The organism is Mesorhizobium sp. MC2-1-1 (assembly GCF_057597255.1).
Map to the genome: position 1 here is coordinate 81,030 of NZ_CP195205.1, position 13,576 is coordinate 94,605.

Sequence of the window (13,576 nt, forward strand, 5' to 3'; positions counted from 1 at the left end):
CGCATCTTCTGCTGGCAGCATGCTCGGTGGCAGTTACTGCGCCGCGACGGCACGATCGTCGTCAGCCAAGATTGCTACAGCGTGCCAAACCGGACGGCGGATACGGAACTTTCTGCTTTCAGAGAGCCGATTTCGGTCAAGTGGCTCGGCGCCTGCCCGCATATGATGACGTAAATCCCAGAGCGGGTGTGCTTCCACCGGAGATCGACGGACATGGCTTCCTTCAGGCCCAAATACATCACCTTCGACTGCTATGGCACCTTGACCTTCTTCCAGATGGCGGAGGCGGCGCGCGACCTCTACGGCAGCCGGCTTGACGAGCCGCGCATGCAAGAATTCATCAAGAACTTCGCGGCCTATCGGCTCGATGAGATCCTGGGCGACTGGAAGCCTTATGCCGTCGTCATACACAACGCGCTGGAGCGCGCTTGCAAGCGCAACGCTGTGGTGTTCAGCCCCGATGACGCCAAAATGGTCTATGAGCGTGTCCCGACCTGGGGACCGCATGCCGACGTTCCGACCGGCCTTGCCAAGGTCGGCAAAGAAATTCCGCTGGTGATCCTGTCCAACGCCATGAACGAGCAGATCATGTCCAATGTCGAAAAGCTCGGCGCGCCGTTCCATGCCGTCTATACGGCCGAGCAGGCGCAGGCGTACAAGCCTCGCTTCAGAGCCTTCGAGTATATGCTCGACATGTTGGGCTGTGGCCCCGGAGACATCCTTCACTGCTCTTCCTCGTTCCGCTACGATCTGATGTCGGCGCACGATCTCGGCATCAAGAACAAGGTCTGGGTCAACCGTGGCCACGAACCGGCCAACCCGTATTACGGTTACACCGAGATCGCCGACATTTCTGGTCTCCCGGCGGTGGTCGGGCTTTGAGACAGGCGGATTGCCTATGAAGCTGGTCTCTTACTGGCACGATACCGCCCCGGTATTTTCGGGCGGGGCGCAAGGCCCGGTCGAGGGGCACTATGATGCGGCAATCGTCGGCGGCGGCTTCACCGGTCTCGCCGCCGCGCGCCAACTGGCGAAAGCCGGCGCCAACGTGGTGGTGCTGGAAGCGGAGCGGGTCGGCTGGGGCGCGTCCGGGCGCAATGGCGGGCATCTTAACAATGGCCTTGCCCACAGCTACCTCTCGGCCAAGGCGGAGCTCGGCAAGGAACGGGCAATCGCGCTCTACCGGGCGCTCGACGACTCGGTCGACGTAATCGAGGCGCTGATTGCCGAGGAAAGCATTGACTGCAATTTCCGCCGCGCCGGCAAACTGAAGCTCGCATCCAAGGCGCAGCATTTCGAGGCGATCGCGCGCAACTTCGAGGCGATCCACGCCGAGGTCGATCCCGATACGGCGCTGCTGTCGGCCGCCGATCTCAAATGGGAGATCGGCTCGCCCTTCCATGGCGCGATGCTGTCGAAGAAGAGCGCCATGATGCATATGGGCCGCTATGTGGCGGGCCTGGCCTCGGCCGCCGTTCGACACGGCGCGGTCATTCATGAGAACGCCAGGGTGATGGACCGCAGGCAAGCCGGAACCAGGCACGAGCTGGCAACGTCCCGCGGCAAGATCAGCGCCGACAATGTGCTTGTAGCGACGGGCGCCTACACAACGCCGAATTTCAGCTATTTCCGCCGCAGGCTCATCTCGGTCGGCAGCTTCATCATCGCCACGCGGCCATTGAGCGATGTCGAGATCGCCGCGACCATGCCGGGCAACCGGACCTGTGTTACCTCGATGAACATCGGCAACTACTTCCGGCTCGCACCGGACAAGCGTCTTATCTTCGGCGGCCGCGCGCGTTTCTCGGCGACGTCGGACCAGCGATCAGACGCCAAGAGCGGTCAGATATTGAGGGCAAGCCTTGCGACGATCTTTCCGCAGCTCGCCGAGGTCGAGATCGACTATTGCTGGGGGGGGCTGGTCGACATGACCAAGGACCGCTTCCCGCGCGCCGGCTATCATGATGGGGTCTGGTATGCGATGGGCTACTCCGGCCACGGTGCGCAGCTTTCCACCCATCTCGGCATGATCCTGGCCGATGCCATGCTCGGCCGCGATGACCGCAATCCGATGAAAGGGCTCGAGTGGCCTTCCATCCCCGGCTATTCCGGTAAGCCCTGGTTCCTGCCGATGGTCGGCCTCTACTACAAGGCGCTCGACCGGATTCAGTGATCTGGATCCGGCGGCCGGGCTTAGCCCAGCCCGCCCATATGAAAGCTCTTCATTTCGAGATATTCCTCGATGCCGGCCTGGGCGCCCTCGCGGCCGAGCCCGGACTGCTTGACGCCGCCGAATGGAGCCACTTCCATCGACACCGAGCCGGTGTTCAAGCCCACCATACCGAACTCCAGCGCCTCGCCGACACGCCAGGCGCGCTTCAAATTCTCGGTGTAGAAGTAGGAAGCAAGCCCGTAGGGTGTGCCGTTGGCAAGCGTGATCGCCTCTTCTTCCGTCTCGAAACGGAAGAGCGGCGCGACCGGGCCGAACGTTTCCTCGCCGGCGAGCTGCATGTCTTTGGTGGCGCCGGTCAGCACCACCGGCGCGACATATTGAGGCCCCTCCGGCAGCGTCACCTTCTCCGTTATGATCGCGGCACCTTTGGCAAGCGCGTCGTCGACATGGCGGTTGATCTTCTCGACCGCCGCCATGTTGATCATGGGCCCGATGGCGACGCCGGGTCGCGTGCCTGGCCCCACCGTCATGGTGTTCACTCGAGCAGTGAGCTTCGCTGCGAACGCGTCATAAACACCGGCCTGGACAAGGATACGGTTGGCGCAGACGCAGGTCTGGCCGCCATTGCGGAATTTTGAGACGAGCGCCCCCTCGACTGCAAGATCGAGATCGGCGTCGTCGAAGACGATGAATGGTGCGTTGCCGCCAAGTTCGAGGCTGAGCCGCTTCACGCCGTCGGCCGCGCCGCGCATTAGCAACGAGCCGACCCGCGTCGAGCCCGTGAAGGAGATTTTGCGCACCGTCTCATTTGCCATGATCTCGTTGCCGATGTCGGTCGGCATGCCGGTGACGATGTTGATGACGCCGGCCGGAATGCCCGCCCGCTCGGCGAGCGCGCCAAGCGCCAGCGCCGAATAGGGCGTGAACTCGGACGGTTTGATCACCACCGTGCAGCCGGCCGCCAAGGCCGGCGCGACCTTGCGGGTGATCATGGCGTTGGGAAAATTCCACGGCGTGATGATGCCGCACACCCCGACCGGTTCCTTCAACACGATGATGCGCCGGTCCGGCGTGGGCGAGGGGATCGTGTGTCCGTTGATGCGGCGTGCTTCTTCCACGAACCATTTCACGAAGGAGGCGCCATAGCGGATCTCACCCTTGGCCTCGTCCAGCGGCTTGCCCTGTTCGGTCGTCAGGATCAGCGCCAGATCGTCCAGATGCGCAAGCATCAGGCCATGCCAGTCTTCGAGCAGCGCCGCGCGCTCGGCGTTGGTCTTGTTCCTCCAGTTACGATAGGAGGCGGCGGCGGCTTCGATGGCCGCACGGGTCTCCGCACCGGCCATGTCGGGCACTGTGCCGATCGCGGCCTGCGTCGCCGGATCGATGACGTCGACCGTCTTGCCGGAGCCGGCAGCAACCCATTCACCGCCAATCAGTCCGGCTTCGCGGAAGAGGCTTTTGTCCTTCAAGGTTTTCATCGAAAGCGACCTTGCGTTCAATTGAGCGCCGCGACGACGGCGGCTGTGATGGTGTCTGTTTTTTCCTTGCCGGCAGTGGTTCCGATGCCGCGCGCGGTCGTCTCTTCGATCGCCTTCATGATGCGGCCGGCGGCGGCGCTCTCGCCGAGATGGTCGAGCATCATCGCACCCGACCAGATCGTCGCGATCGGATTTGCGATGCCGAGATGGGCGATGTCGGGCGCCGAGCCGTGCACCGGCTCGAACATCGACGGCGCCGAGCGGTCGGGATTGATGTTGGCGGAGGCGGCGTAGCCGAGCCCGCCCTGGATCGCCGCGCCGATGTCGGTCAGGATGTCGCCGAAGAGGTTGGAGGCGACGACCACGTCGAGGCTCTCGGGCGCCATGATCATGCGTGCGGCGAGCGCGTCCACATGGTAGCTGGTCACTGTGACATCAGGATAGTCCGCCGCCAGCTTTCGCGTGATCTCGTCCCAGAAGACCATCGAGTATTTCTGCGCATTGGACTTCGTGACGGAGGCCAGCTTGCCCCGACGCGACCGCGCCTGCTCGAAGCCGAAGCGCAGGATGCGCTCGACGCCGACGCGAGTGAAGATCGAGGTCTCCACCGCGACCTCGTCCAATGTGTCCTGATGCACGCGCCCGCCGGCGCCCGAATACTCGCCTTCGGTATTCTCGCGGATGCACAGGATGTCGAAGCGCTCGGCCCGCAGCGGGCCCGTCACACCCGGCAGCAGGCGGTGCGGCCGGATGTTGGCATATTGCACGAATGCCTTGCGGATCGGCAGTAGCAGACCGTGCAGCGAAACGGAATCCGGCACCTCCGCCGGCCAGCCGACCGCGCCCAGCAGGATGGCGTCGAAGCCGCGTAGGGTCTCAATGGCGTCCTGCGGCATCATGCGGCCGGTCTCCTTGTAGAAGCGGCAGGACCAGGAGAACTCGGTGCCTGACAGGGCAAAGCCGGATTGTCCGGCCACCGTTTCCAGCACAGTCCAGGCGGCGGCGGTCACGTCGCGGCCGATGCCGTCGCCGGGGATCAGGGCGATCGAATAGCACTTCATAGGCATCTCTCTAGAGGCTGATCAGGACGCTCTTGGTCCTGCGGTTGGCGAGATACGCCTCGCGGCCAAGGTCTTTGCCGATGCCGGAGCGCTTGTAGCCGCCGGTCGGCAGGATGTGGTCGCGCGAGCGGCTGTAGCGATTGACCCAGACTGTGCCCGCTTCGAGCTTGCGTGCGAGACGAATCGTGCGCGACAGGTCGGAAGTGAATAGGCCGGAAGCCAGTCCGTAGGTCGGATGGCTGGACAGTGCCAGTGCCTCGTCCTCGGTCTCGAATGTCTGGATGGTCAGGACCGGGCCGAATATCTCCTCCACGATCGCGGGATTGGCTTGGTCGACATTGGCAATGAGCGTCGGCTGGTAGAAATAGCCGGGAGCTTCCATGGCCACGCCGCCGGTCAGGCATTCGCCCCCGGCCTCTACCGCGGCCCGCACGATGCCGTCGACACGCGCCCGCTGCCGCTCCGAGATGATGGGCGAATACTGCGTCGCCTCGTCCCAGGTCGGGCCGGGCCGCACTGCCTTCATCTTCTGCACGATGGCGGCCGTCAGCCTATCGGCCACGCTGCTCTCGACGATCAGGCGCGTGCCGGCAACGCAGGCCTGGCCGGCGTTGAGGATGACGCTGCCGGCGATCGCGGTTGCCGCCTTGTCGAGATCGGCATCGGCAAAAACGAGCTGCGGGCTCTTGCCTCCGAGCTCCAGCGTCATCGGCTTGACGCCGGTGCGCGCGACATTTTCCATGATTGCCGCGCCGGCGCGGGTCGAGCCGGTGAAAGAGACCTTCGCGATCTCGGTATGACCGGTCAGCGCCGTGCCGGTCGTCGGGCCGTCGCCCAGCACTACGTTGATCAGCCCGGCGGGCAGACCGGCTCTAACGGCGAGTTGCGCCAGATAGACGGCCGAGAACGGCGTCATCTCAGAAGGTTTTAACACTACTGCATTGCCCGCGGCCAGCGCCGGGCCGAGTTTCCATCCGGCCATCGAGATCGGAAAATTCCAGGGCGTGATTGCGCCGACGATGCCATAGGGCTCGCTCATGATCATGCCGAGACTGGCGTCGTCCGTCGGCACGAGCTCGCTACCTTCCTTGTCGGCGAATTCGGCGAAGAAGCGGATCTGCTCGGCGGTGATGGCAATATCGCCGGCAACGAGCTGGCTGACGGGTCGCGTCGAGCACAGCGCCTCGATCCTGGCCAGGGTTTCGGCTTTCGCCTCGATCAGGTCCGCCCAGGCCTGGAGTGCCCTGGTACGTTCGCGCGGCCGAACGCCGCCCCAGTTGCTGGCTTTCAGCGCCGCCTTGGCGCTCTCGACCGCACGGTCGATCATATCCGCACCTGCCACCGGGCAGGCCGCATAGGCCTTGCCGTCGGACGGACGCCGCATCTCAATAGCCCCCCCGGCCGAAATCAGATCGCCGCCGATGAAGTGGCCGACGGGGAGGGGGATCGTGTCGGGATCGAAGCTTAGGCTCATGGGCAAACCAGTCGGCAGTATCGGCTTGAGCGTAGCGCCTGCCGGCTCGCAACATGCGCTGTTCGCTGATCCACCGCCGACGAATGTTGCGTGTCGGACGTCAGCGACGGCAAAATCTTCCGCGTGGCCGCTCGCTAGCCCACGGTGACGTAGATCTTGCGCACCGTCTCGATGGTCTTCCAGACGCCGGTGAAGCCCGGCTTCATCACGAAGCTGTCGCCGGCTCTGTAGGTCACGACCTCGCCGGCATCGGGCGTGATTTCGACCACACCGGATAGGATGTGGCAGAACTCGAAGGTCGCCCCCTTGATCGAGCGGGTCTCGCCCGGTGTCGCCTCCCAGACACCGGTATGGACGAGATCGTCCTTGGCGACGTCCTGCGCCCAGGTCTTGAAGGCAGGGTCGCCAGCAATCAGTCGCTCGGGCAACGCCTTGGATTCTCGCGGTGAAAAGCTTGGGTTGGTGTCGACGGACTTGAGCAGGGGCAAAGGATGGCCTTTCGGTTGGACTTCAATAACCGCGCGAGCGGTCGACGAGCCCTATGGGATCGAGACCGGCGCGGTGGCGTTTGATATTCTCGATGACGGCGCGCGCGGCCGTTGCCGGCTGGGTGACGCTGGCGACATGGGGGGTCAGGATGATCTTGGGATGCGACCAGAACGGATGGTCGGATGGCAGCGGCTCGGGATCGGTCACGTCGATCATCGCCGACGACAGATGACCGCTGTCGAGCGCGGCGACAAGTGCTTCGTGGTCGAGCTGCGGCCCGCGTCCAGTGTGGACCAGCGCCGCGCCCTTGGGCAATTTCGCGAGCAGATCGGCGTTGATGAACCCTCGTGTTTCCTCAGTCAGCGGCAACAGGCAGACCAAGATGTCGCTGGCCACGACCATCTCTTTCAACCCAAGCTCGCCATGATGGCAGCGCACGCCCTCGATTTGGCGCGGCGAGCGGCTCCAGCCGGCGAGCGGGAAGCCGAAAGGCTTCAGCCGCTCGAGGACGGCCTGGCCGAGCTGCCCTAGACCGAGCATGCCGATCCGGCGCGACCCGGCCTGAAGCTGCGCGATGTCGCGCCATTCGCCAGCGCGCTGTTGCGCCAGATAGGCCGGTAGGTTGCGGTGAAGCGCAAGCACGGCGAGCGTCACATATTCCTGCATCATGCGCACGATGCCTTCCTCGATCATGCGCACAACCTTCACCGTCGGTGGCACCGCATCGAAGCGAAACTGATCGACGCCGGCGCCCATGGAAAACAGGATCTCGAGGTTGCGGTAACGTGCCAGGTTTTCTGGCACCGTCCAGGTGATGAGATAGCGCACCGCGTCGGGATCGACCGTCGCGGCGTCTATGGCGAAAGGGAGCTCCGGTAACTCTTTCGCGATGGCGTCGGCGAAGATGGCGCCGCGCCGCGCGTCGGAATTGAACAGGAAGGTCATCCCGGTTGTTCCTTCAGCCATGCTCGAAGGGCGCCCAGCGCCTCGATCATACGCTGGCACGCAGTGAGCTCGCTGGCCATGATATACTCGTCCGGCTTGTGAGCGCGGTTGATGTCGCCGGGGCCGCAGATGATCGCATCGAGCCCGGCCGCCTGGTAAAGACCGGCCTCCGTGCCGTAGCTGACGGCGGCCAGAGGAGTCTCACCGGTCAATTCTCCCAGCAGCGTCGCCAGGCCCGAGTCTTGCGGCAGTGACAGCGCCGGATAGGCGCTGATCGGCATCCACTCGACATCATAGCCTTGGGCGGCAAGAGCCTCGGCCTGCTTCTTGATGGGCACGAGCAGTTCGGCCGGGTCGATCCCCGGTATGGCGCGCGCCTCCAGGTCCAGAGTGGAGCTGTCTGGGATGATGTTGACCGACTGCCCCCCGGCGATCACGCCAGCCTGAAGCGAGGAATAGGCAGGTTCAAAGGTCGGGTCGAACGGACCTTGAGTCAGCCGCCCGGCTTCGCTAACCGCTAAGGTCAGGACATCGGCCATCGCATGGATGGCGTTGAGCCCGAGATCCGGCCGCGAGGAATGGCCCGATCGCCCCTTAATGATCACGCGGGCGGCCGCCTTGCCTTTGTGGCCGCACACCGCGCGCAGGCCGCTCGGTTCGCCCACGATGACCCCGAGGGGCTTGGCGCAAAGTTCAGGAAGCCGGGCGATCAGATGCGGCACGCCGCGGCACCCGACCTCCTCGTCATAGGAAAGGGCGATATGGATCGGCCGAGCAAGGGGCAGCTCGGCCAACTTGGACACAGCCGCCAGCGCGGCGGCAAGAAACCCTTTCATGTCCGTTGTGCCGCGTCCATAGAGCCGCTCGCCTTCCCGACGCAGCGCGAAAGGGGTTGAGCTCCATTGCGGCTCGCCGGCCGGGACGACGTCCATGTGGCCTGAGAGGATGTAGCCCGGAACCTCGGCGGGCCCGATCGTCGCGAAAAGATTGGAACGGTCGCCTTCCGGTCCGGGAAGCAGGGTGACCCTTGCGCCAATTTCGCTGAGATAGGCTTCGATCCAGCCGGCAATGTCGCCGTTCGGCTTGCCGGCGACCGACGGAAAGGCGACGAGACGGTCGAGGATGTCGAAGACGTCCATTCCAGCCCTCAAGGCATTTTCGGGATCGCCGGGAACGGCGCCGCCGGCCATAACTGCAGAATTGCCGCAGAGAATGGGTGCGTTCTTTCGCGATTGCGTGCCGAAAGCGGAAGTGTTTCAGTCGAATCTTGCGATGGCGCGCGGCTTTCGAGCAAATCGTATCGTACTGGTCGTTTACCGTTGGCAGGGCAGGGGGTGTTGTGTGTCACCCGTTACGCAATCTTTCAGAGGCAAGGAATTGAAGCCGTCCGAAAGCTTGAAAATCGATGCCTTCTCGATGCGGATCGCCGATATCGAAGGCATCGACCTCGATCGCTTGCATGCCCACTCGCTCTCCGTGGGATGGCCACACCGAGCCGAGGACTGGCAGTTCCTGCGGGAATCGGGGCAGGGTTTCGTGGCGCTCGATGAGATTGGCCGCGTTCTCGGTTCGGCCATGTGGTTCCCGCACGGCCCCGATTTCGCAACTATCGGCATGGTCATCACCTCCCCCCGGCTTCAGACGTTGGGGGCGGCGCAATGGCTGATGAAGAGGGTCTTCGACAAGATCCCTGGACGCGACCTGCGCCTCAACGCGACCCGCGCGGCGCGACGGCTCTATCTCTCACTCGACTTCCAGCCGGAGAAGACGCTTTACCAATGCCAGGGCATCGTCCGCGTGCCGACGAAGGGCAGCGCGGCTCAGTCGCGCGGTGACATGCGGACTTTGGATGCGGGCGACATTCGGACGGTGGTCGCCCTCGACGCGGCAGGCTTCGGGGTGCAGCGGACGGCGCTCATTGAAAAGCTCTTTGCGCATTCGACCGGCTATGGGCTTTTCAGGGAAAGCAAGTTGACCGCTTTCGCGCTCTGTCGACCGTTCGGCCGGGGCCATGTCGTGGGGCCGGTAGTGGCCGAAAGCGATGCCGACGCCGCGGCGGTACTACGGCCGCACATGGCCGACCATTCGGGGTCGTTCCTTCGGGTCGATACCCACATGGACAGTGGCGAGTTCGCCGCCTTTCTGTCGCACGCCGGATTGCCGGTCTTCGACACGGTGCTGACCATGTCTTTGGGCAAACGCCTCGCAGATTTTTCCTTGGGCGGCTTGGTTGTGCCCAAGACCTATGCTGTGGCAAGCCAAACTCTCGGGTAATTTGGCGTTGCAGTTGGTCGGCAAAAGAGCCGGCAAAGGAGCAGCCCGGGGGCAGGCAGATCGGATTCGGGGGCTCCCCGTCGAGAAGGCATTCCTCGGGCTTGCAGGGATTGGCGTCATGGGTCGGCACGGCGGACAGCAGCGCCCGGGTATAGGGATTTCCTGGATCATAAAAGGTCCCGCTCGTATCTGCGACCTCGACCATTTTGCCGAGATACATGACGGCGATGCGCGTGCGGACGGCAAGATCGTGTGAGATGAACAGGTAGGTCAGGCCATGCTTGACCTGCAATTGCTCAAAAAGGGCCAGCAGGTGCGACCGTTCCACGGGGTCGAGCGCCGACAACGTCTCATCGAGGATCACAAGACGCGGCTCAAGACCAAGGCGCGAGCGATGTTCACGCGCTGTCGCTGCCCGGCGCTCATGCTTGCGGGCAGCGAATGCAGATCGTCCAACGAAAGTCCGACTTCCCGCATGACATCACGCACGCGTGCGTCGATCTCCTTGCGGGCGACGCCATGGACCTCGAGCCCCAGCCCAATCGAGCGGCCAACGGGCAGGTGCGGAGGCAGGCAGTTGTAGGGATCCTGAATCAGGAGCTGGAACCCGCTGCGCATCGCCAGGCGCTCCCGCCCGTTCATGGCCGAAATGTCGCGGCCTTCGAACAGGATCGAGCCCTCATCGGGTTGCTCCAACATTGTCGCCGCGATGCCGAGCATTTTGCTGCTAACGAAGCGAAATCCGCAAAAGCTCGCCCAAGTGGAGCGGCAGTTGCGGCGAGGCTTGCAACTCGTCACAGCTGTCTTTCCATCGCTGAAGATATTCGCCGGCCGGAACACCGCCGCGGCCGGGCCAGCGGTTAAGTGCGCCAACAGCCTCAATGCACGTTGGAGCCTGCTCATATTTCGAGAGAATGGTCAGTGACATCGCCTGCGCGAACGGATTTAGGCCCGGAATCTCGATTTCGCTTCGATGGTCGACGAACCACGCTGCGGCGTCGCGGGTAAGCCCCTGGCTGTCGGCGAGCGCGGCATAGGCTTTGCGGATGTTCTCACGATACGTGGCAATGGCATCGCCGAAGGCGTTGTCGCCGGCGAAGGGCGGGTTCTGCTTCCAGTCCTTGGCCAGGCGCCCGAGTCCATGCACTGAGAAGGCTTCGACAATGGCTTCCTCGAGCCATTGGCACGGCGGGGCTGGCTTGGCGTCAGCCTGCCAGCTGTTGGCAAGCACATGGCCAAGTTCATGGCCGAACTGGTAGGCAAGCTTCGACCAGTCCCGCTCGCCGATGTCGACGATGACCCAGGCCATATCCCTGTTGTCCGGATGCAGCCAGATGGCGGGCTGCCCCGAAGTATGCTCGTCGACGCGAAGCCGGGTCGGCTGGCGGTCGGAGACGAGGCGAAGGCCATCGAGGCAGGCATACCGCATGCGTTCGAGAACCAGGTCTGCGGAATTGGGGAGCATACGGCCCCAATCGCCTGCTAGTTCAATGGGAGCGGTGAGGAGGGTTGGAGATCGATTGGCAGGCGGGCCCGACGGCGACATTGCATCGTAAACCTTTGTCGGCCCATCTCTAGCGGCAAGCGTGGCAGAAACCAAGCCGCCGGCTGCTGAGCAGCCCAATAGCGTAAGGAAATCCCGCCTCAGCATTGCGATTCCAGATGTTCGACGAACCACGATTGAAATAGCATGCGGATCCTCGAAGGCATGGGGTTGTAGTGGAACTCCGAGTTAAGAATAGACGGCATCATAACTGGCTGGACGTGCGGACGGCACGCTCCGTCGTCGTTCCGTGGTGAGCGAATGCTAGAACGTGTTCACGTCATCAATCTTGATCGTAGCGTAGATCGAATCGAAAGATTCTACAAAGAAAACGCCCATCTAAGTAGTATTCAGAGGGTGCCTGGAGTGGATGGTCGCGCTTTAGATCGCGGCCAGCTTTTGAAAGACAACACCATCTCCTCAGATCTGGATTACACTCCTGGTAGCCTGGGGTGCGCGATGTCTCATGTCGCTCTGTGGAAGGCGGCAGTTGAGCGAGATCAGCCTGTAACCGTCGCCGAGGACGACGCCATATTTTCTCGTCATTTCGAACGCCACATGCATTTGCTCATGGCGACTGTTAGACCTGATTGGGACTTCATCCTGTGGAGTGCAAGCCTGCGATGTTATGCTTGGCTAGATGCTCTTCCAGGTGGAACCGGTGCAAGGTTGCAATTCTTTGCAGGCGAAGTGATGACAAGAACTCAGGATTTTCAGGAGGCCGAGACGGAGCCCAGTCTTCTTCGGGCGCGCTATCTTTTGGGGCTCGTGTGTTATTCAGTTTCCCCAAAGGGCGCCCGCGCACTCCTCGATTGGTGCCTTCCAGTTCGCCCTATGGTCGTGGATTTTACAGGATTTGGCCTCAGGCTGAATAACGCTGGAATTGACTGTATCATCAATGGAGTAATGCCCTCGTTGAAGGCATATGTCTGCCTGCCACCGCTGGTCGTCAGCGACGAACGACCCGAAGAATCGGTCCGGATCAACACCTGAGCTGGCGATCCGATCATTTTGATCGCACATCGGTGGCTACGCGCCCTGCATGTTGCGATTCTCCTCTTGGAGCCGGAGAAAAAAATGGAGATTGTTATTGAGCCGCTGGTTGTCTGGGTCCAGCTCAAGCGCTTTTTGTCCCCACTCCACCGCTCGGTCCAAGGCTTTGAGGTGCCAAGACGCGATAGCTCCGAGATCGTAGAGCCGAAAACTCCAGCAGTTCGCATCATCCAGATAGCTTCCAGTTCGGTGCGTCTTTTCGATGCCGTTGCTGCATGCCCAGAACAGATTCAACCAGTCTTCCCTGCCGTGGAATTCCTCGGCCAGATCAAGCCAAATCTCACGCCTGTGCGGCGCTTCCATCCGGGCTTTGTCCAGCCAAGCTAACCTTTGCTCCGGTTGCATGCGCGCGATATAGCGCATCGCCTCGGAACGTTCCTCGCCCCATCTGCTTGTCGGCAAGGCCAGGTAGCGCTCGAGGAGTTCGACGGCCCGCTCTTGCTGATTGGCCCACATCAAGTCTCGTCCGAGCCAAAAGCAGATCTGGGCGTCTTCGGGATCTTCCTTGTGCGCCACTTCCATCAACGGCAGGTAGTTGCCGCGCGTGGGCTTGGACAAATCCTGCACCTCGTACATCACAATGTCGCTGCTGTTTGCCGTGACCTCCCGCTCTCCGGTGAACACCAGCGCCTCGTGGACGGGCCGCTTGAAGCGATACCCCCAACGGTGATGAAAGTTCTTCGTCGACCAGCCTCGCAGCGGTGTCGGGTCCTCGACACTCGATCTGTATATCGTCTGGCAATAAAGGGCTGTGGTCTCGGAAGTCCAGGCGGCCTCGAGCTTCCTTCGCCAACCGGGCTCGAGAAACCTGTCCATGTCCATCGTGCAACACACGTCGACGTCAGCGGGAAGCAGCGCCATGGCGGCATTGCGGGCGTCGTCAAAGCGCCACGGGCGGATCGCTATCTTGTACACCGTAACCCCAGCAGCTCTCAGCCGTTCCACCGTGTCGTCGGTGCTTCCGGTGTCGGCTACAACCCGGTAGTCGGCATCGGCGGCGGAATTCGCCCAACGTTCCGCGTTGGCGGCTTCGTTCAATGCGATGGTATAGACTGCGACTTTCACGAAGCCTTCCCCGCCCCCTGC

Annotated in this window: 13 protein-coding genes and 1 pseudogene; 4 read left to right on the top strand and 10 right to left on the bottom strand. The window is 62.6% G+C overall.

What is annotated here, in order from left to right; translation table 11 throughout:
• The first annotated feature begins 213 nt into the window (after window positions 1-213).
• Both ACR64R_RS00385 and ACR64R_RS00390 read left to right on the top strand, forming a co-directional pair.
• Window positions 214-882 carry a haloacid dehalogenase type II gene (locus tag ACR64R_RS00385; protein ID WP_487359728.1) on the top strand — a complete coding sequence of 223 codons (669 nt, stop codon included), beginning with the start codon at window positions 214-216 and terminating at the stop codon, window positions 880-882.
• A 16-nt stretch (window positions 883-898) separates the two neighbouring features.
• On the top strand, window positions 899-2,173 hold the full coding sequence (locus tag ACR64R_RS00390) for an NAD(P)/FAD-dependent oxidoreductase (RefSeq protein ID WP_487359729.1): 1,275 nt from the start codon (window positions 899-901) through the stop codon (window positions 2,171-2,173).
• Window positions 2,174-2,193: 20 nt separating this feature from the next.
• Here ACR64R_RS00390 and ACR64R_RS00395 read toward each other — a convergent pair whose 3' ends face one another.
• The 6 genes from ACR64R_RS00395 to argE all read right to left on the bottom strand — a co-directional run bounded on the left by ACR64R_RS00395 (window position 2,194) and on the right by argE (window position 8,759).
• Entirely contained in the window at window positions 2,194-3,651 is a 1,458-nt protein-coding gene (locus ACR64R_RS00395; RefSeq protein WP_487359730.1) for an NAD-dependent succinate-semialdehyde dehydrogenase, read from the bottom strand.
• A gap of 17 nt (window positions 3,652-3,668) precedes the next feature.
• A complete protein-coding gene (locus ACR64R_RS00400) occupies window positions 3,669-4,712 on the bottom strand; it encodes a tartrate dehydrogenase (protein WP_487359731.1) in 1,044 nt (347 codons plus the stop codon).
• Window positions 4,713-4,722: 10 nt separating this feature from the next.
• A complete protein-coding gene (locus ACR64R_RS00405) occupies window positions 4,723-6,186 on the bottom strand; it encodes an aldehyde dehydrogenase family protein (protein ID WP_487359732.1) in 1,464 nt (487 codons plus the stop codon).
• Window positions 6,187-6,320: 134 nt separating this feature from the next.
• Window positions 6,321-6,674 carry a cupin domain-containing protein gene (locus ACR64R_RS00410; protein WP_487359733.1) on the bottom strand — a complete coding sequence of 118 codons (354 nt, stop codon included), beginning with the start codon at window positions 6,672-6,674 and terminating at the stop codon, window positions 6,321-6,323.
• A gap of 22 nt (window positions 6,675-6,696) precedes the next feature.
• A complete protein-coding gene (locus tag ACR64R_RS00415; RefSeq protein ID WP_487359734.1) occupies window positions 6,697-7,620 on the bottom strand; it encodes a 2-hydroxyacid dehydrogenase in 924 nt (307 codons plus the stop codon).
• Complete coding sequence (gene argE, locus ACR64R_RS00420) at window positions 7,617-8,759, bottom strand: acetylornithine deacetylase (protein WP_487359735.1); 1,143 nt, start codon at window positions 8,757-8,759, stop codon at window positions 7,617-7,619. Before argE ends, ACR64R_RS00415 begins: the two co-directional genes overlap by 4 nt.
• Window positions 8,760-9,036: 277 nt before the next feature.
• On the opposite strand from argE, the gene ACR64R_RS00425 reads away from it, so the two are divergent.
• A complete protein-coding gene (locus tag ACR64R_RS00425) occupies window positions 9,037-9,894 on the top strand; it encodes a GNAT family N-acetyltransferase (RefSeq protein ID WP_487362584.1) in 858 nt (285 codons plus the stop codon).
• A gap of 91 nt (window positions 9,895-9,985) precedes the next feature.
• Here the strand turns inward: ACR64R_RS00425 and ACR64R_RS00430 are convergent.
• The 3 genes and pseudogenes from ACR64R_RS00430 to ACR64R_RS00440 all read right to left on the bottom strand — a co-directional run.
• Window positions 9,986-10,114 (bottom strand): annotated as a pseudogene (locus ACR64R_RS00430) (ABC transporter ATP-binding protein); the annotation flags it as partial.
• A 140-nt stretch (window positions 10,115-10,254) separates the two neighbouring features.
• Window positions 10,255-10,614, bottom strand: coding sequence for an ATP-binding cassette domain-containing protein (locus ACR64R_RS00435; RefSeq protein ID WP_487359736.1), 360 nt, complete (start codon window positions 10,612-10,614; stop codon window positions 10,255-10,257).
• A 7-nt stretch (window positions 10,615-10,621) separates the two neighbouring features.
• Entirely contained in the window at window positions 10,622-11,440 is an 819-nt protein-coding gene (locus ACR64R_RS00440; RefSeq protein ID WP_487359737.1) for a hypothetical protein, read from the bottom strand.
• A gap of 258 nt (window positions 11,441-11,698) precedes the next feature.
• Here ACR64R_RS00440 and ACR64R_RS00445 point away from each other — a divergent pair, with 258 nt between their 5' ends.
• Entirely contained in the window at window positions 11,699-12,430 is a 732-nt protein-coding gene (locus tag ACR64R_RS00445; RefSeq protein ID WP_487359738.1) for a glycosyltransferase family 25 protein, read from the top strand.
• A 36-nt stretch (window positions 12,431-12,466) separates the two neighbouring features.
• Here ACR64R_RS00445 and ACR64R_RS00450 read toward each other — a convergent pair whose 3' ends face one another.
• The gene (locus ACR64R_RS00450) at window positions 12,467-13,555 is read right to left on the bottom strand and encodes a tetratricopeptide repeat-containing glycosyltransferase (protein WP_487359739.1); all 1,089 of its coding nucleotides are present in this window, start codon (window positions 13,553-13,555) and stop codon (window positions 12,467-12,469) included.
• Between the last annotated feature and the right edge of the window lie 21 nt (window positions 13,556-13,576).

What these genes read in the sequence shown, in the direction of transcription:
- ACR64R_RS00440 (WP_487359737.1), bottom strand. Translation starts at nt 11,440, where the DNA reads ATGTCGCCGTCGGGCCCGCCTGCCAATCGATCTCCAACCCTCCTCACC.
- ACR64R_RS00445 (WP_487359738.1), top strand. Translation starts at nt 11,699, where the DNA reads ATGCTAGAACGTGTTCACGTCATCAATCTTGATCGTAGCGTAGATCGA.
- ACR64R_RS00385 (WP_487359728.1), top strand. Translation starts at nt 214, where the DNA reads ATGGCTTCCTTCAGGCCCAAATACATCACCTTCGACTGCTATGGCACC.
- argE (WP_487359735.1), bottom strand. Translation starts at nt 8,759, where the DNA reads ATGGACGTCTTCGACATCCTCGACCGTCTCGTCGCCTTTCCGTCGGTC.
- ACR64R_RS00415 (WP_487359734.1), bottom strand. Translation starts at nt 7,620, where the DNA reads ATGACCTTCCTGTTCAATTCCGACGCGCGGCGCGGCGCCATCTTCGCC.
- ACR64R_RS00425 (WP_487362584.1), top strand. Translation starts at nt 9,037, where the DNA reads ATGCGGATCGCCGATATCGAAGGCATCGACCTCGATCGCTTGCATGCC.
- ACR64R_RS00405 (WP_487359732.1), bottom strand. Translation starts at nt 6,186, where the DNA reads ATGAGCCTAAGCTTCGATCCCGACACGATCCCCCTCCCCGTCGGCCAC.
- ACR64R_RS00390 (WP_487359729.1), top strand. Translation starts at nt 899, where the DNA reads ATGAAGCTGGTCTCTTACTGGCACGATACCGCCCCGGTATTTTCGGGC.
- ACR64R_RS00435 (WP_487359736.1), bottom strand. Translation starts at nt 10,614, where the DNA reads ATGCTCGGCATCGCGGCGACAATGTTGGAGCAACCCGATGAGGGCTCG.
- ACR64R_RS00395 (WP_487359730.1), bottom strand. Translation starts at nt 3,651, where the DNA reads ATGAAAACCTTGAAGGACAAAAGCCTCTTCCGCGAAGCCGGACTGATT.
- ACR64R_RS00400 (WP_487359731.1), bottom strand. Translation starts at nt 4,712, where the DNA reads ATGAAGTGCTATTCGATCGCCCTGATCCCCGGCGACGGCATCGGCCGC.